The sequence below is a fragment of the Luteolibacter sp. SL250 genome, from assembly GCF_026625605.1.
GTDB lineage: Bacteria > Verrucomicrobiota > Verrucomicrobiia > Verrucomicrobiales > Akkermansiaceae > Luteolibacter.
This window is the reverse complement of the sequence record NZ_CP113054.1, coordinates 3,679,152-3,701,539: the sequence shown is the minus strand read 5'-3', so window position 1 is coordinate 3,701,539 and position 22,388 is coordinate 3,679,152. Positions and strand designations below refer to the sequence as shown.

Below are 22,388 nucleotides of genomic sequence, written 5' to 3'. Positions count from 1 at the left end.
CGTTTTCCAGGGGGGATCAAAGAAAACCGGTCTGCGGCCGGACGATTTCCAGCCACTTCTCCCGCTTGAACCACGTCTCCTGCCGCTTCGCGTACTGGCGTGTGGAAATGGCCAGCAGCTCCCCGCAGGTGGCCCGGTCGATCTCCCCGGCAAGCAGGGCGCGGATTTCCTTCACGCCGATGGCCTTGCCGCAAGTCGGTGAATCGTCCGGCAGCGCGGCGACCTCATCAATGGCGCCGCCATCCAGCATCAGGCGGCTGCGCAGGGCGATGCGGGCCTGCAGATCCGGGCGCGTCCGCTGGATGAAGCAGCCGCGGAGCTGTGCCTCCCGGTCCGCGGTGGCGGACTGCCAGTTGTCGCGCAGGGTGGACGTCTTTTCCCCGGTCAACAGGCAGATCTCCAGCGCGCGGGAAACATAGCGGCGGTTCTTCAGCGCGGTGCGGCTGGCCTCCAGCGGGTCCAGTTCCTGGAGCTGCGCCACCAGGTCGTCCAGCGGCCGTGCATCCAGCTCCGCGCGGAGCGCCGCGTCACCCGTCGGGAGAGGGGATGCGCCATGGGTGAGGAACTTCAGGTAGAGTCCGGACCCACCGGTGATGACGGGCGTTTTCCCCCGTGACTGGATCTCCCGGATGACCGGCAGGGCGAGATCCACATAGGCCTGCGCGTCGTTCCGCTGGGTGGGGGAAAGCACACCGTAGAGGTGGTGGGGGACCTGTGCCTGTTCCTCCGCGGACGGCGCGGCGCTGAGGATCTCCAGCCCCCGGTAGAGCTGGAAGGCATCCCCGTTGACGATCTCCCCGTTGTTACGGAGGGCGTAGTCGATGGCGTAGGCGGTTTTACCGGAAGCGGTTGGTCCGCAGACGAAGTAAGGAGGGAGGACACTCTTGTCCTCCGGCGGCATTGGCGAATCAAGGAAGACCTTCATGATGTGTGTAGGACAGGAGTGTCCTACCTCCTTACTGGACGCGGAGCGCTCGCTCACTCTGCCAAAGGGTAAAGGTTCCTTCCCGCAGCTTCAAAGGATTCCTCCTGATATACCGCACCGCATTCAAAAAGTGATCCACGTCGCGGATCATCGTGTCCCGGTAGCCGCTCTGCCAGATGGAGCCGATCCCGATCTTCCGCGAGGAAATGCCTTTCCAACTCTTCATCAACTGATCGATGGGGGCCACCGGGGTGAAGAGCAGGTGAACGTGGTTCGGCATGATGACCCATGAGTGGTGGTGCGCGGACTTCCCCTCATCGTGCATCAGCGTTTCCTCCAGATGGAGACGATTCGCCGGATGGTTGAAAAGGCAGGCTCCCGCCCCCTCATCCAGCCAGTTCTCGAAATCCTTCGTGAAGCGCTGGTGGTATTCCTTTTCCTTCGCGGGAGTCCAGGGCTTCGGGTGAAGGGAAAGCCAGGTGGCCCGCTCCTCCTTCCATTTCCGCGCCTTGGTCTGCGGGATCGAGTCCGCCAGGCGGAACGTCACGAACTGCATCGCCTCCTCCTGCTGCCAATGCGGGAGCTTCACCCCGTGCTTCCGGATGTCTTTGTCTGGATGCAGATATTCGGACATGGAGTAAGGAGGGAGGACACTCCTGTCCTCCGGCTGCAATGGGAAGCTATCTATGGTGATCCAAAAAGAGCTCCATATTTAGTGCCGCGCTGCGCCGTAGTGTTAGATTTTCGTTGTTCGCCAATGCCGCCGGAGGACAGGAATGGGAGCGAAGCGGACATAGCGGCGAAGCCGCAATGTCCTCCCTCCTTAAAACGGAAACTTCCCGCCCGGGAACTTGCCGCCGCCCATGTTCTTCATCATGTCTCCCAGGCCGCCGGAGCCGCCCATCTGGCGCATGAGGCCCTTCATCTTCGACGGGGACTTCATCATCTTGCGCATCTCGCCGAACTGCTTGATGAGCTGGTTCACCTCGGCGAGGGAGGTGCCGGAACCGGCGGCGATCCGCTGGCGGCGGGAGCCTTTGATGATCTCCGGCTTGCGGCGTTCCTCCGGGGTCATGGAAAGCACGATGGCCTCCGTGCGGTTCATCTTTTTGTTGTTGAAGGCGTCCGCGGGGAGCTGCTTCTTGATCTTGTTGAAGCCGGGCATGAGGCCCAGCAGGCCCTCCAGAGGACCCAGGTTGCGGATCATCTTCATCTGGTCGAGGAAGTCGGTGAAGTCGAACTTCCCTTCCTGCATCCGCTGCATGGAGCGCATGGCGTCGGCCTCGTTCACCTTGTCCGCGACCTGCTCCACCATGCCGACGATGTCGCCCTTGCCCAGGATGCGGTCCGCCATCCGGGTCGGGTGGAACTCGAAAAGCTGGTCCAGCTTCTCGCCCTCACCGGCGAACTTGATTGGCTTGCCGGTGACGGCGCGCATGGAGAGCGCGGCGCCACCACGGGAGTCGCCGTCCAGCTTGGTGAGGATGATGCCGGTGATGCCGACGGCTTCGTCGAAATGGGTGGCCACGGAGACGGCCTGCTGGCCGGTGGCCGCGTCCGCGACGAGGAGCGTTTCCTTCGGGTTGAGGAAGGCGTGCAGGCGCTTCAGTTCCTCCACCAGCCGCTGATCGATCTCCTGGCGGCCCGCGGTGTCGAAGATGAGGACCGTTCCGTTCTGCTTCTCCGCCCAGGCCAGGGCGTCCTTCGCCACCTTCACCACGTCCGTCTCGGTCGCTTCCGGGGTGTAGATGGGCACGTCGATCTGCTTTGCCAGCGTGGCGAGCTGGTCGATGGCGGCGGGACGGTAGAGGTCGCACGCGATGAGCAGCGGGCGGCGGCCTTCCTTTTTCAGACGCAGCGCCAGCTTCGCGGAGGTGGTCGTCTTGCCCGCGCCGTTGAGGCCGCAGATGAGGATGCGCGCGGGCGGGTTGAGGTCCAGCGGGGCCTGGTCGCCGCCCAGCAGTTCGGTCAGCTCGTCGTTGAAGAACTTGATGATCTGCTCACCGGGTTTGATCGACTTCAGGACGTCCTCGCCGATGGATTTCTCCTTCACCTTTGCGATGAAATCCTTCGCCACGCCGAACTCGACGTCCGCCTCCAGCAGAGCGATGCGGACCTCGCGCAGGGCGTCCGTGATGTTTTTCTCCGAGATGCGGCCGACGCCACGGAGGTTGCGGAAGGTCTTGTCGAGATTGTCGGCGAGGGACTGGAACATGGTCGGTTGTGATGAAAGGTTGGAAAACCGGAGTCGCGGGGCTTATTCCCCGTCGGGTTGGTAGGCGGAGTTGCGGTCGATCCGGAAGGACCAGCGGAGCGGAGGACTGTGCGGCTTGCCCGCCTTATCCTTCCATGTGATGGAAACTTCGCAAGATGGCTGGCGCAGGCGGCGGTTGATCTTCCAGGCCAGCTTCTTCGCCGCGGGGTCGAAGGATGCGGGGACCTCACCGAAGCCACCCACCTTCATGACCAGTGACGCCGGATCGAAATCCTCCAGTGTGGAAAGGTCTGCGGAGATCTCCGGCAGCCGCGTGTTGATGACGGAGCCGGCCTCCGGGGTCACCGGATAGGGGGTGGTCTGGACCGGAGCCAGGCCCGGTCCCACGGCGGGATCGCCGCCCGGTCCGCCCGCCACGGTGCCCGCCGCACCCGCCTCGCGGAAGGTCGTGGCGAACTCGAAGATCTTGTCGTAGTTCCCGAGGATGATGTAGCGCGGCAGCGTCTTCGCATCCATGCCGCGCTTCACTTTCCCGGGCAGCACGGTGAACAGGTGGGTGTAGCCGAACTCATCCGCCAGCGGCAGCATCTCCTCCGTGTAGAACCCGCCCGGGTAGGCGTAGGTGTCCGCCTTGTGCTTCGGGAATTTCGATTCCAGGAACCGCTTCGACTCGCCCAGTTCCTTCCGCAGGAACGCGTCATAGGCGTCCGGGCCTTTCTTCCGCATCGCCTTCACGGTCCCGGGATACGGATGGCTGACCGAGTGGCTGCCGAGGTCCGCGCCGGCGGCGAGCATTTCCTCGATCATCGCGGTGGTGAGCGCCTTTCCGCCGCCATCCACGTAGGATTTGTAGAGGTAGAGGGTGAACGGATACTTGTATTCCTTCAGGATGGGGAAGGCGTCCGTATAGACCGACTTCCAGCCGTCATCCAGGGTGATGACCACACACTTCGGCGGGATCTGCTTCTCACCGCGCTTCCAGGCGATGAAGTCGGCCATGGAGATGACCGGCAGGCCCATCTGGCGCAGCGCCTCCATCTGCTGGCGGAACTTCGAGGTGCGGATGCGCATGGCCGTTTCCGGCAGGGTTTCCGAAAAGTCATGGTAGCCCAGGACGGAGACGCGCACCCCGTCATCCGGGATCGCCGGTTCGGCCGGTTCCGCCGGTTCGGCAGGAGCGGCCGGGTTCTCCGGAGTGGTGGTGGATTCCGCGGCGGGGACGGGTGTGGCGGGTGGTGGCGTGGGCGTGTTCTCCTGCGCCCACGCGAAGGTGGTGGCCAGCAGGGTGAACAGTAGGGCGGATTTCGTCATCGGCGGGCAGAAGCTACGGCAGGCCGCGCGGTTTGGGAAGTAGCAACACGGGCATCGGCGGCACTTGCGCCCCGGTCATTCCGCTGCCCATGATCCCGCCATGAGCGATGCGATCATCGAGACGAAGAACCTCCACCGCAGCTACCGGATCGGCAGGAAATCCATCGAGGTGCTGCACGGCATCGACCTTTCCATCCGCCAGGGGGAGAAAGTCTTCCTCTGCGGCCCCAGCGGCGCCGGAAAAACCACCCTGCTCTACACCCTAGCCGGACTGGAACGGCCGGAGCAGGGGACCGTGAAGATCGACGGCACGGACCTCTACGCCCTGGGCCGGAAGGAGCAGGCCAGGTTCCGCAACGCCCGCATCGGCTACGTCTTCCAGAACTACCACCTGCTGCCGGAGCTGACCGCCCTGGAGAACGTCGCCGTGCCCGGCGCCATCGCCGGGGAGGACCGCACGGAGGCCGCCATGAATGCACTCCGCCGCGTGGGCCTCGGGGAGCGGGCGGATCACCTGCCGGCGGAGCTGTCCGGCGGGGAGCAGCAGCGGGTCGCCATCGCGCGCGCCATCGTCAATGAGCCCAAAGTCCTCTTCGCCGATGAGCCGACCGGCAACCTCGACTCCCGCAACAGCGCGGAGATCATGGGCATCCTGCTGGAGCTGGCGGAGGAGCATGGCGTCACGCTGGTGGTGGTCACGCACGACCAGTCACTGGCAAAAGTCGGGGACCGCACCCTCATCATCCGGGACGGAAGCATCCACAACGAGTGAATTTGTTGACTCTGGATTGATCTGATCATCAATCCGTTATTGTGCTTAAAAGCTTCGTTTCAAATGCTTTTGTTTGACAAGTCGGCGTCCTGACCTTGGTTTGGGTGGTATGAATCAAACAATCGTTCCCAACGGTGGTCCCAAGCTGAAATTGGTGGAAGCTGCGGAGAAGCTCTTCGCGGAGAGAGGATTTGAAGCCGTTTCCGTGAGGGACATCACCAAGGAAGCCGGAGCCAACGTCGCAGCGGTGAACTACCACTTCGGCAGCCGGGACGGATTGGTCATCGCCGTCATCAGCCGCTACATCATGCCCGTGAACCAGGAGCGCCTGGTGCGTCTGGAGCGTGCGGAGCGGAACGGGGGCGATGTCAGGGAAATCATCGCGGCGTTTGTGAAGCCCATCGTGGAGCAGGTCGGAAAGTCCGAACTGTCCGAGAAACTCTACTGCCAGTTGCTGGGCCGCATTTTCTCCGAGCAGTCCGTCTCCCTGCCCGGTGAGCTGGAATACCAGACCCGCAACGTGGTCGAGCGGTTCACCAAGGCCCTGCACAAGGCCCTGAAGGAATTCTCCCCGGATGAGGTCCTGTGGCGTCTCCACTTCATTGTCGGCGGACTGATCCACCTCCTGACCCACAGCGGCTTCCTCTACCGGGTGGCGGGTTCCCTGGCCGGCGCGCCGTCCGTGGAGTCCAACATCGAGCGCTTCCTCGACTTCGCCGTGGCCGGCCTCCGGGACGGCCTGCCTTCCGCTGAGGGCGAAGAAGCCGCGCCGAAGAAGAAAGTGCCCCAGGCCCAGTTCGACTTCTGAGTTGGCAGAACACTCCGCAGTAAGGAGGGAGGACACTCCTGTCCTCCGGCTGCAACCGGAACGCAGAGCAAAGGCGATCCGGGATGAGATTTACCGCAAAGGCGCAAAGGAAAGAACGGATCTCTTTGAGATTCGTGGTCAGGCTTTTTTTGCCTGAAAACTTCTCCTCCTTATCCCGCCAATGCCGCCGGAGGACAGGAGTGTCCTCCCTCCTTACTCGGCGCGTGCCTTACACGTTGAAGCGGAACTCGATCACGTCGCCGTCCTTGACGACGTATTCCTTGCCCTCGATGCGGACCTTGCCATTCGTCTTGGCGACTGACTTGCTTCCTGCGGCGACGAGGTCGTCATAGTGCACGACTTCCGCGGCGATGAAGCCACGCTCGAAGTCGGAGTGGATGACGCCGGCGGCGGCCGGGGCCTTGTCACCGGCGATGATGGTCCACGCGCGGGTTTCCTGGACGCCGGTGGTCAGGTAGGTGCGCAGGCCCAGCAGGTGATAGACACCGCGGATGAGGTTGGAGACACCGGAGTCCGTCACGCCCATTTCAGCGAGGAACTCGGCGGCTTCCTCGACGGGCATCTCGCTCAGTTCCTCCTCGATGCGGGCGGAAATGACCACGGCTTCCGAGCCGCTGTGCTCCGCGGCGAATTGGCGGACCTTGGCGACGAGGGGGATCGAGTCCGGGTCGGCGGTGGCACCGGCCAGTTCGTCCTCCATCACGTTGCAGGCGTAGATGGTTTTCTTCGAGGAAAGGAGGAAGAAGTCCTTGATGATCTCCTTGTCGTCATCGCTGAACTCCAGGGTGAGGGCGGGTTTGCCCTCGTTGAGGTGCGGCAGCAGGAGGTCGATGAGTTCGACTTCCTTCTTGGACTCCTTGTCGCCGCCCTTGGCCTTCTTCTCGCGGGAGTGCCGGCGCTTCTCGAGCGAGGCGATGTCCGCGAGGATCAGCTCGGCGTTGATGATCTCGATGTCGCGCACCGGGTCGACGGAGCCCAGTTCGTGGATGATGTCGTCGTTCTCGAAGCAGCGGACGACCTGGACGATGGCGTCCGTCTCACGGATGTTCGCGAGGAACTGGTTGCCCAGGCCCGCGCCTTCCGACGCGCCCTTCACCAGACCGGCGATGTCCACGAACTCGATGGCGGTCGGCACCAGCTTCTGGGAGCCGGAGATTTTCGACAGCACGGCGAGGCGGCTGTCCGGCACGCTGACGATGCCCACGTTGGGGTCGATGGTGCAGAAGGGATAGTTCGCCGCCTCCGCCTTGCGGGTGCGGGTCACGGCATTGAAAAGGGTCGATTTCCCGACGTTTGGCAGTCCTACGATTCCGGCCTTGAGCATGGCGGCGGGAGGTTGGGCGGGCGCGGCGGGCGCGACGAGAAAAAACTTCCACCACCGCCGGACGGGCGGGCGCGTCCTTGTCGGTGGGTGGGGGGGCTTCGTTCAGCGGAATCATCGGGAGTTTTCTGAAATGTGTCAGGAAAGTTTCTCAAAAGAAACTTTCCATTCCGCCCGGTCATGCTTTGGTCTGGCGAATCATGAACCCACCACCGGTCAATCCATTGTCGTCCGCCACGGTCAGCCGCCGGCAGTTCGTGGCCGCCGCCGTCACGTGTGCCACCGCCGCCACCGTCATGGGTGCTGAAGGTCCGGCGGAGGCCGTCAATCCAGAGTTGGGGCCGATCCTTGGCCATACGGAGGCGGATCGCTGCGTCATCTGGATGCGCGTCCGCCAGCCCGGAAACTATGTCCTTGAACTGCTTCCGGAGTCCGGTGGCGATGCCACCCGGGTGGAGCAGACAGCCATGGAGGAGCTGGATCTCTGCCTCCACTGGAAGGTGGAGGGGCTCAAAGCGGACACCCGCTACCGTTACCGGATATTGTCGAATGGGAAACCTGTGAAGGAGGGCGGGGGACAGGCTTTCACCACCCCGCAGGCCCCGGAGAAGCCGGGCAAGGTCCGCTTCGCCATCAGTTCCTGCGCCCGCGAGGACGCCGGGAGCCGGGACGTCTGGACCCGCATCGCGGCGGAAAAGGTGGATGCCGTCATGCTCCTCGGTGACACGCCCTACATCGACAGCACGAAACTGGACGTGCAGATGAAACGCCACAGTGAGTTCGCCGCGGTGGAGGAATACCAGTCGCTGCTGCAGGGTACCCCGTGCTGGTGGACCTGGGATGACCATGACTTCGCCGCGAATGACTCCGACGGCCGGGTGACCGGAAAGGAGAACAGCCGCACCGCCTACTGCCGCCACCGCCCGCAGTGGAGCCACGGCCATGATGACCAGGGCATCTACACCTCCTTCCGCCGCGGACCGGTGGAGGTCTTCGTGCTCGACGCGCGATGGTTCTCCCGCACGGAGCCATCGCCGGTGGACCCGGCCCAGCCGTCGTTGCTCGGCGCGAAGCAATGGGAGTGGGTGAAGCAGGGTCTGAAAAACTCCACCGCCCCCTTCAAGTTCCTGGCCTGCGGCATGATCTGGGATGACAAGGAGAACCGGGAGAGCGACGACTGGGGCACCTACATGCACGAGCGGCGGGCGCTGGAGCAGTGGATCGCGGAGCACCGCATCTCCGGCGTGGTGCTGATGGGCGGCGACATCCACGCCAGCCGCGTGCTGAGCTACAAGGGGACGGAAAAGACCGCCGGCTACCGCATGGTGCAGTTCATCGCCTCGCCCATCCACCACAAGGTGATTCCGTCGCTGAATGTCTATCACCCGGACCTGGTCCGCAGCGCGGTGGAGCCGCACGTTTTCCTGGTGGTGGAGGTGGACTCCACCGTCACCCCCGCCTCCCTCCATGCGGAGCTGGTGAACCGCCACGGAGCGCGCGTCTTCACCTATGACCTCACCCTCGATGACCTCACCCCAGCCTGAACCTCCCATGCCATCCACCACCTCCTTCACCGTCAACGGACGCACCTACCGTCCACCCGCCGTCCCCATCGTGGTCATCTGCCTGGACGGCTGCGCGAACGAATACCTGGACGCCGCCCTGCTCCGCGGCCGGATGCCGAACCTCTCCCGCATGATCCTCTCCGGTTGGCGGGGGCTGGCCCGTGCGGCGATGCCCACGTTCACCAACGTGAACAACACCAGCATCGTCACCGGCAGGCCGCCGTCCGTCCACGGCATAGGCGGGAATTTCTTCTACGATACCCATAGTGGCGAGGAGGTGATGATGAACTCCTCCCGCTTCGTCCGGGTGGAGACCATCTTCCCGTCCGCCGCGAAGGCGGGGCGGAAGGTCGCGGTGGTCACGGCGAAGGAAAAGCTGCGCGACATCTTCGCCGCCGGTCTCATCACGGAGGGCGGCATCGCCTTCTCCTCGGAAAAGGCGGCGGACGCGGTGAAGGAGACGCACGGCATCGGCGGCGTGACGGAGATCGTCGGGCCGAAGCCGGAGATCTACAGCGGTGACGCCAGCGTGTATGTCCTGAAAGCGGGCGTGGCCCTGCTGGAGCGCGGGATGGCGGACTTCCTCTACCTTTCCACGACGGACTTCATGCAGCACAAGTATGCCCCGGAGGCGGAGGAGATCCTGGACTTCCACGCCCAGATCGACGCGGAGCTGGGCCGCCTGCTTGAGCTGGGTGCGGTCGTCGGCTTCACCGCGGACCACGGCATGAACGCGAAGCAGAAGGCGGACGGCTCGCCGAACGTGATCTATCTGGAGAGCGAGCTGGTGGAGCAGTTCGGAGAAGGCTTCCGCGTGATCCTGCCGATCACCGATCCCTACGTGGTCCACCATGGCGCGCTGGGTTCCTTCGCGCAGGTCCACGTGCCGGAGCATGTCTCCATCACGGAGGTGCAGGCATGGATCCAGGCGAAGCAGGGCGTGACGGAGTGCCACGACCGTGAAACCGCCGCCCGCCTGATGGAACTGCCGTCCGACCGGATGGGGGACCTGGTGGTCGCCTCCGGGAGGGACGTGGTGCTGGGCCGTACGCCGGAGCACCATGACCTCGGCGCGCTGGAAGGCGGACTGCGCAGCCACGGCGGACGCTATGAGGAAATGGTGCCGCTCATTTTCAGCAGGCCGCTTTCCCTGGAGCACGCCGCGCTGGCCGCGGGCGATCCGAGGAACTTCGACATCTTCGACTTCACCATCAACGGCACCCGCTGAGCCATGTCCGCGCCCGTCCCCCAGGAGCATCCGTCGTTCCGGTCCGCGCAGAGGCGCGTGCTGGGCGCGGTGATGTTCTGCTACCTGTTCTACTACACCGGCAGGCAGACCTTCGGTTTCGCCATCCCGGGCATCCAGGCGGAGCTGGGGCTGGACAAGCACACGCTGGGCTGGGTCAGTGCGGCCATGCTCTGGGCCTACGCGCTGGGGCAGGCGGTCAACGGCAACCTGGGTGACCGCTTCGGCGGGCGGCGGATGATGACACTGGGCGCGGTGCTGTCCGTCGCCCTCAACTGGATGACCAGCCTGGGCACCGGCTTCCGCTCGCTGGTGGTCGCGTGGAGCGCGAACGGGCTGGCGCAGAGCATGGGCTGGGCGCCGGGGAGTCGGCTGGTGGCCAACTGGTTCGGCAAGCACGAGCGGGGGAAAGCCTTCGGCTTCTACCTGCTGGCGGCGGGGCTTTCCTCGGTGCTGTCCTACGTCACCTCGCTGGTGATCCTGGATGTGTTGCACCTCGGCTGGCGGTGGATCTTCCGGCTGCCGGTGCTGCTCATGCTGCTGGGCGGCATCGTGGTCTGGCTGGTCGCCAGGGACCGTCCGTCGAAGGCGGGCTTCGTGGATTTCCATGACGAGCCGAACGACGACAAGGTGCAGCCGGAGGAGGAAACGTCGTGGAGCCGCTACAAGGCCGCGCTGACAAACGGGCGGCTGCTGCTGGCCGGGCTGGCCATCGGCTTCCAGAACTCCGTGCGCTACGGCCTGCTCATCTGGGTGCCGGTGCATTTCCTGGGCGATAACTTCAAGAGCAACCCGGCGGGAAAATGGATCAGCATCGCGCTGCCGGTGGGCATGGCGCTGGGTGCGGTGACCACCGGCTGGATCTCCGACCGGTTCTGCAACTCCCGCCGCTCCGGCATCATCATGGCCTTCATGTCGCTGGCGGCGGTGTCGGCCATGGGCATGTATCTGCTGCCGCAGGGCCACTGGCTGGGGCTGCCCGTCCTCTTTCTCTGTGGGTTCTTCGCCTACGGTCCGCAGGCGGCCTTCTGGGCGCTGGCCCCGGACCTGCTGGGACGCGCCCGTTCCGGCACCGCCGTCGGGGTGATGAACTGCTTCGCCTACGCCATGGCCGGACTCGCGGAGCCGTTCATCGGCTGGATGGTGGAGAAGAATCCGTGGGGCGCCACGCCCGGCGTGGAGAACACCGCGCTCATCTTCCCGCTGGTGGCCGCCGCCGCCGTGCTCAGCGCCCTGCTCGCCTCCGGCATCCGCCGTTGAACCATGACTTTCCCATGATGACTTCCACCGAGAGAAAAACCGCCGCCGTGCAACTGTTCCGCGGGCCGTCCCGGCCATTCGCGATGGCGGAGGTGCCGTTGCCGGAAACATTGGCCGCAGGGGAGGTGCTGGTGCGCATCACCCTCGCCACCATCTGCGGGTCGGACCTGCACACGGTGGATGGCCGCCGCCACGGGCCGGTCCCGTGCGTGCTGGGCCATGAGGCCGTCGGCGTGGTGGAGGCCAGCGCGCGCGGCGACATCCGTCCCGGCCAGCGCGTCACCTGGAGCCTGGCGGACAGTTGCGGCTGCTGCGCGCCCTGCACAAGCTGGAGCCTGCCGCAGAAGTGCGGCTCCCTTTTCAAATACGGCCACGCACCGATGGACGATGGCAGCGGCCTGAACGGCTGCTATGCCAGCCACATCCTGCTGCGTCCCGGCACCACCATCCTGACCGTGCCGGATTCCTTGGCGGACGAACTGGTGGCCCCGGCGAACTGTGCGCTCGCCACCATCGCCGGCGCGCTGGAGGAGCTGCCATCGCCCTGCGATGCCGCCTTGGTCCAGGGCAGCGGCCTGCTCGGCCTGTATGCCTGCGCGTGGCTGCGCGCGAAGGGGGTGTCCACGGTGTATTGCGCGGACATGGAGCCACGGCGGCTCGCGCTGGTGGAGGAGTTCGGCGGCATCCCGGTGCTGGCGGGGGAGGTGGAGAGCACCGTGCCGAAGGACATCGACCTGGTGGTGGAGGTGGCCGGTTCATCCGCCGCCGTGCCTCAGGGCATCTCCGTGCTGCGCCCCGGTGGCATGTATGTCTGGGCGGGCATGGTCCATCCGGAGACCCGGCTGGACCTCACCGGAGAGGCCGTGGTGAGGAAGTGCCTCACCGTGCGCGGCGTCCACAACTACCAACCCCGCCACCTGGCGCAGGCGCTGGCTTTCCTGGAGGGGACAAAGGACACGCTGCCCTATGGCAAGCTCGTCAGCCCGCCGCTGCCTCTTTCCGCGCTCGATGAAGCTTTTGAAATGACCCGCCGCCGGGAGTGGCTGCGCGTGTCCGTGAAACCCTGATCCATTTTTACATCATGTATCTCAGCCTCCCATCCTACCTCGCGGGAAATGCGCTCCACAGCACCGACGTGCAGGAGGTGACGAACCCTTGGAACGGCGAGCCCGTCGGCGGCGTCTCCCGCATCACCCGCGCGCAGCTTGACGAGACCATCGCCATCCACACCGCCCGCCACACCCCGCTGACCCGTTACGAACGCTCGGAGATCCTCAACCGTGCCCGCGCCGCACTGGATGCACGGCGGGAGGAGTTCTCCCGCCTCATCACCCGGGAGGCCGGGCTGTGCCTGCGGGAGACGCGCTATGAGGTGGGCCGCGCCTGCGATGTGCTGGCCTTCTCCGCGATGGAGGCGCTGCGCGATGACGGGCAGACCTTCTCCTGTGACATCGCCCCCGGCGGAAAGGCGCGGAAGATCTTCACCCTGCGGGAGCCGGTGGATCTCGTCGCTGCAATCACTCCCTTCAACCATCCGCTCAACCAGGTGGCGCACAAGGTCGCCCCGGCCATCGCCGCGGGTGCGCCGCTGATCCTGAAGCCATCGGAGAAAACCCCGCTCACCGCCACCTTGTTCGCCGGGCTGCTGTATGAGGCGGGCCTGCCCGGCTGGATGCTCAGCGTGGTCCATGGGTCGCTCGATGAGGTGACGCGCCCGCTGATCCGTGACGGACGCGTGGAGCTGGTCAGCTTCACCGGCAGCGCGGCCATCGGCAAGGAGATCGCCGCCACCGCGGGCTACAAGAAACTCTGCCTGGAGCTGGGCGGGCATTCGCCCATGATCGTCCTGGAGGACGCCGACCTCGGCCTGGCGGCGAAGCTGGCCTGCGAGGGCAGCTTCCGCAACAGCGGCCAGCGTTGCACCGCGGTCAGGAGGATACTGGTGCAGGAAAGCGTGCGGGAGGACTTCACCCGCCGGTTCGTGGAACTTGCGGAAACCTACGTCTGCGGGGATCCTGAGGACGAGGCGACGGTCGTGGGAACGGTCATCGATGAAGCGGCTGCCATTTCCATCCGCAAGGCGGTGGACGACGCCGTCTCCCATGGTGCGGAAGTCCTGCTCGGCGGGGACCGGAACGGGGCGCGCATGGAACCCACCATCCTCGGCGGGATGTCCCGCGACTCATGGCTGGCCGGGAACGAATGTTTCGGCCCCGTTGCCCCCATCTTCTCCGTGCGGGATCTGGAGGATGCCTTGGCCCTGGCGAATGCCTCGCCCTATGGCCTTTCCAGCTCCATCGTCACCTCCTCCCTGGACTCCGCCATCCGTGCGGTGAAGGAACTGGAAGTGGGCACCGTGAATGTGAATGAGATCCCCGGCTACCGGCTGGAGCTTTCCCCCTTCGGCGGAGTGAAGGACAGCGGCCTTGGCATCAAGGAAGGCGTCATCGAGGCCATGAAATTCATGAGCCGCGTGAAGACGTTCTCGCTGCCGTGGTAGCGTTCACCGCCGCCTTCTGAAGGCGAGGGCACCCGCCAGCGCGAGTGTGAGCGAGATCGTGCCCGGCTCGGGGACCACCACGCTTTCAAGGGTGGTTCCCACCCGGAACTCGTCGAAGATGAAATTGTCGCCCGCATCCAGGTTGACCGTCCGGATGCCGAACCAGTCGATGCCGGTGGTGGTCGCGAGATCGAGCGAACCATCCACGAATGCATCCGCCGTTCCCAGGGTGGTGGAGGTCGGGTTGACCCACAGTTCGATCTTGTCGTAGGTGCCGGCGGCCCCTGTGGTCCCGTCGGTGGAGATGCGTGCCACCAGGAACGTGGTGTTTCCGTTGGAGAGGGCGGTGCCGCTGGAGCTGGTGCCGGAATCACCCGCGCCCGCGCGGATGCGCGCGCCCCAGTAGTTGTTGTTGTTGTTGCTGTTCAGGTCGCCGACCGCTCCGGAGTTGCTGAAGTTGTTGTTGGTGCCGACGTAGAGCTGGATGAAGTCGTTCCCATCGGCCCCGTTGGGCTGCACCAGCAGGCTGAACCAGACCTCGCTGCTGGTGATGGTGGCGAACTGCCGGGTGGCGACGCTGCCGCTGTTCGAATCGTTCAGGATCGAGACCGCCTGGCTGTTCCCGCCAACCGTGATCGAACCCGCGTTGTAGCTCAGTCCGTTCGCCGCGACGTTCACCGTGGCTCCGCTGGCGGTCGCCCAGGCGTTGGACCAGCCGGTTCCGCCGTTGTTGCCGGCCAGGGCGCCGTCCGCATACCCGGCGAAACCATCATAGGCGACCAATGCGGCGTCGGCCGTCGGTACGCCGAGGGAAACGGTCCACAGACCGAGGGAAGCGGGCAGGAAAAAGCGTCGGAGCATGATCAAAAGGGGGGCGGGAGGGAACCTGCACGGTAACGCATGGAGAGGTTGCGTCAATCCAACAGATCCGGCCCTCCCCAGCAGCATCCCCACCAAGAAAAAAGCCGCCACCGGACGGACCGGCGGCGGCTTTCGGGGAAGGATGCGGGATCAATGCTCGCGGCAGAACTGCTCGAAGCGGGTGAGGCCCTCGTTGAGGACGTCCAGCGTCGTGCAGTAGCTGATGCGGATGCCCTCGTCATAACCGAAGGCGATGCCCGGGATGGCGGCCACCTTGTAACGGGAGAGCAGCTTGTCGCACAGGTTCATCGACTTCAGGCCGGTGTTGCCGGTGTAGACGAAGAAGTAGAACGCACCCTGCGGCTCCACCACGCGGATGTTCGGGATGGCCTTCAGGCGGCTGAGGACGAACTGGCGGCGCACGTCGTATTCGCCGCGCAGGTCCTCGATGAAGCTCTGGTCGCCTTTCAGCGCCGCCACCGCACCGTATTGGGCGAAGGTGCAGGCGTTGGAGACGGTGTGGTTCTGGATCTTGTCGATCGCGTCCGCCAGGTGCTTCGGAGCGGCGGTGTAGCCCAGGCGCCAGCCGGTCATCGAGTAGGCCTTGGAGAAGCCGTTCACGGTGATCGTCAGGTTGTAGAGCTCGTCGCTGAGGGAGGCGATGGAGACGTGCTTCGCCTCGCCGTAGACCAGCTTTTCGTAGATTTCGTCGGAAAGGATGATGATGTCCTCGCCCAGGGCGATTTCACCGATCTCGCGGAGCTCCTCTTCGGTGTAGACGGCGCCGGTCGGGTTCGACGGAGAGTTGAGGATGACCATCTTGGTGGCCGGGGTCATCGCTTCCTCGAACTGCTCCGGGGTCATCTTCCAGCCGGTGGATTCCTTGGTCTCCACCAGCACCGGGACACCACCGGCCAGCTTCACCATTTCCGGGTAGGAAACCCAGTAAGGGGTTGGGATGATGACTTCGTCACCTTCCTCGATCACGGCGAGGATGGCGTTGTAGCAGGCCATCTTCGCGCCGGAAGTCACGCAGATCTGGTTGGCGGCGTAGTTCAGGTTGTTGTCCTTGAGAAGCTTCTCGGAGAGGGCTTCACGCAGCTCCGGGATGCCACCGGCGGGGGTGTACTTGGTCTTGCCGCCTTGCAGCGCCTCGATGGCGGCTGCCTTGATGAATTCCGGGGTGTCAACGTCCGGCTCGCCACCGGCGAGGGCGTAGACTTCTTCGCCCTTGGCGATCAACGCCTTGGTCTGGGCCGTGACGGCGAGGGTGAGGGATGGCGAAACTTTCGCAATGCGGGATGAGAGGCTTTCCATGGAACGCGCGGTTGGGGTTGCACCCGGCCCCATCTGCCGGGCAACAAGGGATGTGCGCAGCGTCCGGAACGGGCGGGGCGCTTTTGTGGAGTGTGGCCCCGGCGGACGCAAGAGAAATGGGAGGGGCGGCCCCGGCTCACCCTATTTTGGGGGTGGGGAGGGAAAAGGCCCACTGGGACCGCGGAATTCATTCCGCCCCGGAGAATCCAGCAAGCGAAGCCAAGCGGAATGAATTCCGCGGTCCCAGTATCCACCATCCCTGCATTGCCCGGCGGGGCCTTTCCTGCCATGGCTGACACATGGCTGAGCCGCTTTCACTGCCACACCCGACGGCGACGGATATCCTGATCGGGAAGCTGTCATCGCTCGGGGCGGGTTTCAACCCACCGGCTGACTCCCGCCGGATCGATGAAATCGAGGCAAAGCTGGGAGTTTCATTCCCGGCGGGTGTGCGGGAGTTCTACCTCCGCTGTGATGGCATCACCGGGGATATCGAGTGGTTCTGGGACTTTTTCCCTCTCGCCACCCTGGTGGAACGGACGGTGGAGAGGCGGTCCCATCCCTTTTTCATTTTGGAAGACGGGAGCCGCATCCCCTACGCCGATCTCGTCTGTTTCTGCGATGTGATGATCGATGCCCCGACCTACGTCTTCCATGGCAACCCGTTGGATCCAAGGTTCGGGCAATTCTATGCCGACAGCACCGTCTCTGAGGGATGGCCGGTGGCGGGGTCCTTCGATGAGTTTGTCCGCGTGTTCGTCGCGGAGCATGACGAGATCCTGATGGGATTCGGGAAGACCGCATCGGAGGGGAAATAGCACGGAGCGCGGACTTCAGTCCGCCCTGGAGAATCCGGCCAGCGAAGCCAAGCGGACTGAAGTCCGCGGTCCCAGGCCCCCACTTTTTTTCCGCAACCGGCGACGATTCCTTTCCCTCCGGTCCGGGGAGTGGTATGTGCGGTAGGTGCGTGGGTCGGAACATGACGTGTGGCTCTGGCGGCGGATGATTTCCGTCACGGTCCTTTCGCTTTCATTGGCCCATGGGCAGGGAAACCCCGTGGTGGAGGAGGTGGAGGGGCTGATCCTGAGGGGGGAGTATGCGGCGGCGGTGGAGAAGACTTCGGAAAACTTCGGCGACCGGCAGAACCGGCTGCGGCTGGGGACGCTGGAGATGCGGGCGCTGCTGGAAATGGGCAGGAACGAGGACGCGCTGATGCGGGCGCGGGGACTCTACCGCCGGGCGTCGGGGGACCCGCAGCTTTGCTGGGAGATCGTGCGGGCGCTCAACGCGATGGGGGAGCGTGACGGAGCGCGGGAGGTGGTGCAGCGTACGCTGGAGGAAAACCCACCGGCGGATGCCGCCAGCCGGATCGCCTACGGACGGCTCATGTTGCTGGACGGGCGCGACCCGAAGGAGGTCCTGCAGAAGTGGTTCCAACCGGCGAAACAGGCGGACCCGCAGCACCGGCTGCCGTATCTGGCGATCGGGCGGCTGGCCCTGGTGAACCACGACCGGGAACTGGCGGCGGAGAATTTCCGCGAGGGGCTGAAACGCCATCCCGGGGATGCGGAGCTGCTGCTGGGGTTAGCGGAGGCGGGTGCGGAGCTGCCACGGGACCAGCGGGACCTGGAGAATGGCATCGCCGGGTATGACGACCTGGCGCTGAAGGCGAACCCCGCGCTGGTGGCCGCGCTTCTTTTCCAGGGGAAGAACCTCAGTGACGGCAAGAAATTCGCGGAGGCGGAGAAGGTGCTGGAGAAAGTATTCGCCGTGAACCCGCAGCACGCGGAGGCATGGGCGGCCATGGCGGGGATCGCCTTCGTGCGGGACCGCGCGGAGGAGGCGGCGCAGAGGATGCTGCGGGCACAGGCGGAGTGGGGGGAGAACCCGCGGGTGCCGGAGATCATCGGCGCGTGCCTGGCCCGCCACTACCGGTTTGAGGAAGGCATCAAATTTCTGGAAGAGGCACGGGGGAAGGACCCGGAGTCCACCACCATCGCCTTCGAACTGGGGTCCAACCTGCTGCGCTTCGGCCGCATCGACGAGGGCTGGGTGCTCATCGAGGAGGTCCATCGTTCGGATCCCTATCATGTGGCCGCGTTCAACCTTATCACGCTGCGGGACCGCCTGAAGGGCTTCCCCATCCTGGAGCGGGAGGGGGTGCAGGTGCGGCTGTCACCGGAGGATGCCGCCGTCTTCGGCCAGCGGGCGCTGGATCTGGCGGTGCGGGCGAAGACGGAGCTGTGCGAAAAGTTCGGCGTCACCCTTTCCCAGCCGGTGATGGTGGAAATGCTGCCGAAGCAGGAGGACTTCGCCATCCGCACCTTCGGCCTGCCGGGCGGGGAGGCGTTCCTGGGCGTGTGCTTCGGCCCGCTCATCACCATGACCAGCCCGCGCGGGCGGCTGGGGCGGAACAACTGGGAGGCCATCCTGTGGCATGAGATGGCGCACACCATCACCCTGGAGGCCACCCGCCACCGCATCCCGCGCTGGCTCACGGAGGGCATCAGCGTGCATGAGGAGCGGCTGGAAAACCCCGGCTGGGGGATGTGGATGAACACGGAATACCGCGACCACATCCTCTCCGGAGATCCCCCGAAGATCGCGGACCTCGACGCCGCCTTCGGCGGAAAGGACATCATGCACGCCTACTTCCTGAGTTCCCTGGTGGTGGAGCATCTCTACCGGGAATACGGGATGGAGAAAATGCGCGCCGTGCTGGCCGCCATCGCCACCGGCAGGACGGTGGCGGATGCCTTTGCCGCGCACATGGACCCGCTGGACAAGATCGAGGCATCGTTCCTGCCCCGTCTCATCGGTCAGGCGAAGGCCTACGGCGGCAAGATGGACTGGTCGCCGCTGACGGATGACGAGTTCCGCGCCTACCGGCAGGACCCGCAAGGATGGATTTCCACGAACCCCCACCGCTACGCGGCCTGGATGCTGCTGGCCACGAAGCTCTCCGGCGACGGGAAGTGGGAGGAAGCGCGGAAGCAACTGGAGCAGATCATCTCCGTGGAGCCGGAGAACCATGAGAGGACCAACCCCTATGCCATGCTGGCCACCGCCTGCCGGAACCTGGGGGATGTGGAGGGGGAGACCGCCGCCCTGCGGAAGCTGCTGGAACTGGACGCGAACGCCGCGGAGGCCGCCTCCCGGCTGGTGGAGCTGGCAGGCCCCGTCGGTCCGGAGGAACGACTGGAACGCGCGCACGCCCTGCTGGCGATCAATCCTTTCAGCGAGGGCGCCTACCGACTGATGGCCGCCACCACTCCCGGCGGGGAATCCAGAAAGGCGCTCGGCTCGCTCATCGCGCTGGAGCCGCTGGACGTCGGCAGGCTGCACTATGATCTGGCGGCGGATCTGCTGGAAAGCGACCCGGAGGCGGCGCGCCGCCATGTTTTGAAAGCGTTGGAGGACAACCCCCGTTTCCGTAGTGCGCTGGAACTTCTCGTCTCGATTCCCTGAACGGCCATGACCTCCCGCATCCTCCTCCTTTCCCTGGTCCTGCCATTCATGGCATCCGCCCAGCCCGGCATGACTCCGGAGGACCGCCGCGGGGTGGAGAAATGGACCAACGATCCGCGCTTCCCGGAGGACACCTTCCGCTTCGTCCGCCTGCGCCCGGAGTACCACCCCATGTGGGCGACGGACTACCCGGACAGCGACCTGAACTTTTCCTTCCGGCTCCAGCAGATGACCTCCATCAAGGTGAACCCGGACCCGCTCATCGTGGACACCCTGGACCCCACGCTGAAGGAGCACCCGTTCCTGTATCTGATCGAGGCCGGGCACATGCAGTTCACCCCGCGCGAGGCGAAGGCGCTGCGCGACCACCTGCTGAACGGCGGCTTCCTGATGTTCGATGACTTCTGGGGGGAGGAGGAGATGGAGAACGTGGAGGAGCAGGTGAAGATGATGTTCCCGGACCGCCCCATCAGGGAGCTGGAGCTGGACCACCCGGTGTTCAACATCGTCTTTCCCATCAAGGAAAAGCCGCAGGTCCCGTCCATCGGTTATGCGATGTCCGGGGAGATGTATGAGAAAGGCGGCAGGGACGTGCGCTACCGCGGCGTGTTCGATGACAAGGGCCGGATGATGGTCATCATCTGCGGCAACACGGACCTCGGAGACGGCTGGGAGCGGGAGGGCGAGAACCATTTTTACTTCAAGGAGTTCAGCGAGAAGAAGGCCTACCCCATGGGCATCAACATCGTCGTCTACTCCATGACCCACTGAAACGAATCATGAGCGAGCCACACCACCCGGATACCGAAGAGAACATCGTCCGCCGCATCGCGGAGGGGAGGGCGAGGATCAAGCGCGAGCTGGCGAAGGTCATCCGCGGCCAGGACGATGTCATCGAGCAACTGCTCATCGCCCTGTTGTCCGGCGGCCACGCGCTCATCACCGGCGCGCCGGGTCTGGCGAAGACGCTGCTGATCCAGTCCACCGCGCGGTTGTTCCACCTTTCCTTCCACCGCATCCAGTTCACGCCGGATCTCATGCCGGCGGACATCACCGGCACGGAGATCCTCGCGGAGTCCCCGGACGGCGGGCGGCGGCTGGAGTTCGTGAAAGGCCCGCTGTTCGCCAACCTCATCCTGGCGGATGAAATCAACCGCACTCCGCCGAAGACGCAGGCCGCATTGTTGGAGGCCATGCAGGAACACCAGGTGACCGCCGCCGGCGTGCGCTACTCGCTGGGGGAGCCGTTTTTCGTGCTGGCGACCAAGAACCCGGTGGAGATGGAGGGCACCTACCCGCTGCCGGAGGCGCAGCTCGACCGCTTCATGTTCGACATCCGCATCGACTATCTCAGCGAGGATGACGAGGTGGCGGTCGTCACGCAGACCACGTCCACCCGGCCGGAGCCGATCGAGGCGCTGTTCACCGGGGAGGATCTGCTGGCCTTCCAGGAGGTGGTGCGGCGCACGCCCATCGCGGAGGAGACGGCGCGCTACGCGGTGCGGCTGGTGGGCGCGTCCCGCCCGAACCGCCAGGGCACGCCGGACTTCGTGAACGAGTGGGTGAACTGGGGCGCGGGCCTCCGAGCCGCCCAGTGCCTGGTGCTGGGGGCGAAGGCGCGCACGCTGCTGGCCGGGCGCTCCCATGTCACGCCGGAGGACATCCGTGCGCTGGCCCACGCCGTCCTGCGCCACCGGGTGCTGGTGAACTTCCGCGCGGAGGCGGAGGGCATCACCCCGGACGTCATCGTGGACCGCCTGCTGAAACACGTGCCCTCACCCTGATCCATGGCCGCCACCCCCAGACCTTCCGTTTTCGCGGATCCCGCCGCGCTGATGCGCGTGCGCGACCTCGAACTGCGGGCGAGGGCGGTGGTGGAGGGATTCTGGAAAGGCCTGCACCGCAGCGCGCGGCACGGCTACTCCACGGAGTTCGCGGAGTACCGTTCCTACGTCCCCGGGGATGACATCCGCTATCTGGACTGGAAGGTGCTGGCCCGCCGCGACCGCTACTTCATCCGGAAATACCGGGAGGAGACGAACCTGCGCTCCCACGTGCTGCTGGACCTGAGCCGGTCCATGAACTATGGCTCCAGTAGCTACACGAAGCTGGACTACGCCCGCACCCTGGCTGCCACGCTGGCCGTCTTCCTCCACCAGCAGGGGGATGAAACCGGGCTGGTCACCTTTGACGAGGGCGTGCGGGACTACCTCCCGCCGCGCCACCGCTCCGGCCACCTGCACGCCATCCTGGCCGCGCTGGGCCGGGAGGCGCTGGGAAAGGTGGCCGCGCTGAAGGCGCCCATCGCCACCATCCTCGGCCGTGGCCGCGCGCGGGGTGTCATCCTGCTGGTATCGGATTTCCTCACGCCGCTGGAGGACCTGCGCGCGCCGCTCTCCGCGCTGGCCGCCTGCGGGCATGACATCACGCTTTTCCAGACGCTGGACCCCACGGAGATCCACTTCACCTTCGGCGAGTCCGCGGACTTCGAGGACATGGAATCCGGCCGTTCCCAGATGACGGACCCCGCGTCCATCCGCGACGGCTACCTGAAAAAGTTCAACGCCCACCAGGCAGGGCTGAAGCAGCTCTGCGCCACCCTCGGCATCATCCACCACCTGCTGCCCATCGACCAGCCGCTGGAAACCGCCCTCCACGCCTACCTCTCCGACCGCCAGGGCCTCGGCCCGCAGGTTCAAAGGACGAGGGGGAACTAGGAATATCGTACAATTTGAAACCGCGAATGAACGCAAATGGACACGAATGGAAGAGAGGTGGATGAAACCACTGATTCCACT

The 22,388-nt window shown here is 65.0% G+C and carries 19 protein-coding genes; 12 read left to right on the top strand and 7 right to left on the bottom strand.

What is annotated here, in order from left to right; all coding sequences use genetic code 11:
• Nucleotides 1-16 precede the first annotated feature (16 nt).
• From miaA to OVA24_RS16030, 4 genes are all read right to left on the bottom strand, one after another.
• Nucleotides 17-925 carry a tRNA (adenosine(37)-N6)-dimethylallyltransferase MiaA gene (miaA, locus tag OVA24_RS16045; protein WP_267670972.1) on the bottom strand — a complete coding sequence of 303 codons (909 nt, stop codon included), beginning with the start codon at nt 923-925 and terminating at the stop codon, nt 17-19.
• Between the two features lie 31 nt (nt 926-956).
• Entirely contained in the window at nt 957-1,559 is a 603-nt protein-coding gene (locus OVA24_RS16040; RefSeq protein ID WP_267670971.1) for a transposase, read from the bottom strand.
• Nucleotides 1,560-1,748: 189 nt separating this feature from the next.
• Nucleotides 1,749-3,140 (bottom strand): signal recognition particle protein, encoded by a 1,392-nt coding sequence (gene ffh, locus OVA24_RS16035; protein ID WP_267670970.1) that lies wholly within the window; start codon nt 3,138-3,140, stop codon nt 1,749-1,751.
• 42 nt (nt 3,141-3,182) lie between these two features.
• Nucleotides 3,183-4,451, bottom strand: coding sequence for a polysaccharide deacetylase family protein (locus OVA24_RS16030; RefSeq protein WP_267670969.1), 1,269 nt, complete (start codon nt 4,449-4,451; stop codon nt 3,183-3,185).
• 100 nt (nt 4,452-4,551) lie between these two features.
• On the opposite strand from OVA24_RS16030, the gene OVA24_RS16025 reads away from it, so the two are divergent.
• Nucleotides 4,552-5,223 (top strand): ABC transporter ATP-binding protein, encoded by a 672-nt coding sequence (locus tag OVA24_RS16025; protein ID WP_267670968.1) that lies wholly within the window; start codon nt 4,552-4,554, stop codon nt 5,221-5,223.
• A 109-nt stretch (nt 5,224-5,332) separates the two neighbouring features.
• Nucleotides 5,333-6,031, top strand: coding sequence for a TetR/AcrR family transcriptional regulator (locus OVA24_RS16020; RefSeq protein ID WP_267670967.1), 699 nt, complete (start codon nt 5,333-5,335; stop codon nt 6,029-6,031).
• Between the two features lie 229 nt (nt 6,032-6,260).
• On the opposite strand, the gene ychF is transcribed toward OVA24_RS16020, so the two are convergent.
• Nucleotides 6,261-7,376 carry a redox-regulated ATPase YchF gene (gene ychF / locus OVA24_RS16015; protein ID WP_267670966.1) on the bottom strand — a complete coding sequence of 372 codons (1,116 nt, stop codon included), beginning with the start codon at nt 7,374-7,376 and terminating at the stop codon, nt 6,261-6,263.
• A 197-nt stretch (nt 7,377-7,573) separates the two neighbouring features.
• Between ychF and OVA24_RS16010 the strand changes: the two genes are divergently transcribed.
• From OVA24_RS16010 to OVA24_RS15990, 5 genes are read left to right on the top strand one after another with little or no spacing between them, the layout of a single operon-like run.
• The gene (locus OVA24_RS16010; RefSeq protein WP_267670965.1) at nt 7,574-8,917 is read left to right on the top strand and encodes an alkaline phosphatase D family protein; all 1,344 of its coding nucleotides are present in this window, start codon (nt 7,574-7,576) and stop codon (nt 8,915-8,917) included.
• Between the two features lie 7 nt (nt 8,918-8,924).
• A complete protein-coding gene (gene phnA / locus OVA24_RS16005) occupies nt 8,925-10,166 on the top strand; it encodes a phosphonoacetate hydrolase (protein WP_267670962.1) in 1,242 nt (413 codons plus the stop codon).
• A 3-nt stretch (nt 10,167-10,169) separates the two neighbouring features.
• Nucleotides 10,170-11,444, top strand: a complete 1,275-nt coding sequence (locus tag OVA24_RS16000; protein WP_267670961.1) for an MFS transporter — start codon at nt 10,170-10,172, stop codon at nt 11,442-11,444.
• A gap of 14 nt (nt 11,445-11,458) precedes the next feature.
• On the top strand, nt 11,459-12,511 hold the full coding sequence (locus OVA24_RS15995; RefSeq protein ID WP_267670960.1) for a zinc-binding dehydrogenase: 1,053 nt from the start codon (nt 11,459-11,461) through the stop codon (nt 12,509-12,511).
• A gap of 14 nt (nt 12,512-12,525) precedes the next feature.
• Nucleotides 12,526-13,944, top strand: coding sequence for an aldehyde dehydrogenase family protein (locus OVA24_RS15990; RefSeq protein WP_267670959.1), 1,419 nt, complete (start codon nt 12,526-12,528; stop codon nt 13,942-13,944).
• A 3-nt stretch (nt 13,945-13,947) separates the two neighbouring features.
• On the opposite strand, the gene OVA24_RS15985 is transcribed toward OVA24_RS15990, so the two are convergent.
• Both OVA24_RS15985 and OVA24_RS15980 read right to left on the bottom strand, forming a co-directional pair.
• Nucleotides 13,948-14,805 carry a PEP-CTERM sorting domain-containing protein gene (locus OVA24_RS15985; protein ID WP_267670958.1) on the bottom strand — a complete coding sequence of 286 codons (858 nt, stop codon included), beginning with the start codon at nt 14,803-14,805 and terminating at the stop codon, nt 13,948-13,950.
• 150 nt (nt 14,806-14,955) lie between these two features.
• The gene (locus OVA24_RS15980) at nt 14,956-16,122 is read right to left on the bottom strand and encodes a pyridoxal phosphate-dependent aminotransferase (RefSeq protein ID WP_267670956.1); all 1,167 of its coding nucleotides are present in this window, start codon (nt 16,120-16,122) and stop codon (nt 14,956-14,958) included.
• 299 nt (nt 16,123-16,421) lie between these two features.
• Between OVA24_RS15980 and OVA24_RS15975 the strand changes: the two genes are divergently transcribed.
• The 5 genes from OVA24_RS15975 (at nt 16,422) to OVA24_RS15955 (ending at nt 22,307) form a co-directional block, all read left to right on the top strand.
• On the top strand, nt 16,422-16,940 hold the full coding sequence (locus tag OVA24_RS15975; RefSeq protein WP_267670955.1) for an SMI1/KNR4 family protein: 519 nt from the start codon (nt 16,422-16,424) through the stop codon (nt 16,938-16,940).
• Between the two features lie 184 nt (nt 16,941-17,124).
• Nucleotides 17,125-19,590: a tetratricopeptide repeat protein gene (locus OVA24_RS15970; RefSeq protein WP_267670954.1), complete on the top strand. Its 2,466-nt coding sequence runs from the start codon at nt 17,125-17,127 to the stop codon at nt 19,588-19,590.
• A 6-nt stretch (nt 19,591-19,596) separates the two neighbouring features.
• On the top strand, nt 19,597-20,361 hold the full coding sequence (locus OVA24_RS15965) for a DUF4159 domain-containing protein (protein ID WP_267670953.1): 765 nt from the start codon (nt 19,597-19,599) through the stop codon (nt 20,359-20,361).
• 8 nt (nt 20,362-20,369) lie between these two features.
• Nucleotides 20,370-21,374, top strand: a complete 1,005-nt coding sequence (locus tag OVA24_RS15960) for an AAA family ATPase (RefSeq protein ID WP_267670951.1) — start codon at nt 20,370-20,372, stop codon at nt 21,372-21,374.
• A gap of 3 nt (nt 21,375-21,377) precedes the next feature.
• Nucleotides 21,378-22,307 (top strand): DUF58 domain-containing protein, encoded by a 930-nt coding sequence (locus OVA24_RS15955; protein ID WP_267670949.1) that lies wholly within the window; start codon nt 21,378-21,380, stop codon nt 22,305-22,307.
• The last annotated feature ends 81 nt before the right edge of the window (nt 22,308-22,388 follow it).

Coding starts and splice junctions, on each gene's coding strand:
- miaA (WP_267670972.1), bottom strand. CDS start 925: ATGAAGGTCTTCCTTGATTCGCCAATGCCGCCGGAGGACAAGAGTGTC.
- OVA24_RS16040 (WP_267670971.1), bottom strand. CDS start 1,559: ATGTCCGAATATCTGCATCCAGACAAAGACATCCGGAAGCACGGGGTG.
- ffh (WP_267670970.1), bottom strand. CDS start 3,140: ATGTTCCAGTCCCTCGCCGACAATCTCGACAAGACCTTCCGCAACCTC.
- OVA24_RS16030 (WP_267670969.1), bottom strand. CDS start 4,451: ATGACGAAATCCGCCCTACTGTTCACCCTGCTGGCCACCACCTTCGCG.
- OVA24_RS16025 (WP_267670968.1), top strand. CDS start 4,552: ATGAGCGATGCGATCATCGAGACGAAGAACCTCCACCGCAGCTACCGG.
- OVA24_RS16020 (WP_267670967.1), top strand. CDS start 5,333: ATGAATCAAACAATCGTTCCCAACGGTGGTCCCAAGCTGAAATTGGTG.
- ychF (WP_267670966.1), bottom strand. CDS start 7,376: ATGCTCAAGGCCGGAATCGTAGGACTGCCAAACGTCGGGAAATCGACC.
- OVA24_RS16010 (WP_267670965.1), top strand. CDS start 7,574: ATGAACCCACCACCGGTCAATCCATTGTCGTCCGCCACGGTCAGCCGC.
- phnA (WP_267670962.1), top strand. CDS start 8,925: ATGCCATCCACCACCTCCTTCACCGTCAACGGACGCACCTACCGTCCA.
- OVA24_RS16000 (WP_267670961.1), top strand. CDS start 10,170: ATGTCCGCGCCCGTCCCCCAGGAGCATCCGTCGTTCCGGTCCGCGCAG.
- OVA24_RS15995 (WP_267670960.1), top strand. CDS start 11,459: ATGATGACTTCCACCGAGAGAAAAACCGCCGCCGTGCAACTGTTCCGC.
- OVA24_RS15990 (WP_267670959.1), top strand. CDS start 12,526: ATGTATCTCAGCCTCCCATCCTACCTCGCGGGAAATGCGCTCCACAGC.
- OVA24_RS15985 (WP_267670958.1), bottom strand. CDS start 14,805: ATGCTCCGACGCTTTTTCCTGCCCGCTTCCCTCGGTCTGTGGACCGTT.
- OVA24_RS15980 (WP_267670956.1), bottom strand. CDS start 16,122: ATGGAAAGCCTCTCATCCCGCATTGCGAAAGTTTCGCCATCCCTCACC.
- OVA24_RS15975 (WP_267670955.1), top strand. CDS start 16,422: ATGGCTGAGCCGCTTTCACTGCCACACCCGACGGCGACGGATATCCTG.
- OVA24_RS15970 (WP_267670954.1), top strand. CDS start 17,125: ATGATTTCCGTCACGGTCCTTTCGCTTTCATTGGCCCATGGGCAGGGA.
- OVA24_RS15965 (WP_267670953.1), top strand. CDS start 19,597: ATGACCTCCCGCATCCTCCTCCTTTCCCTGGTCCTGCCATTCATGGCA.
- OVA24_RS15960 (WP_267670951.1), top strand. CDS start 20,370: ATGAGCGAGCCACACCACCCGGATACCGAAGAGAACATCGTCCGCCGC.
- OVA24_RS15955 (WP_267670949.1), top strand. CDS start 21,378: ATGGCCGCCACCCCCAGACCTTCCGTTTTCGCGGATCCCGCCGCGCTG.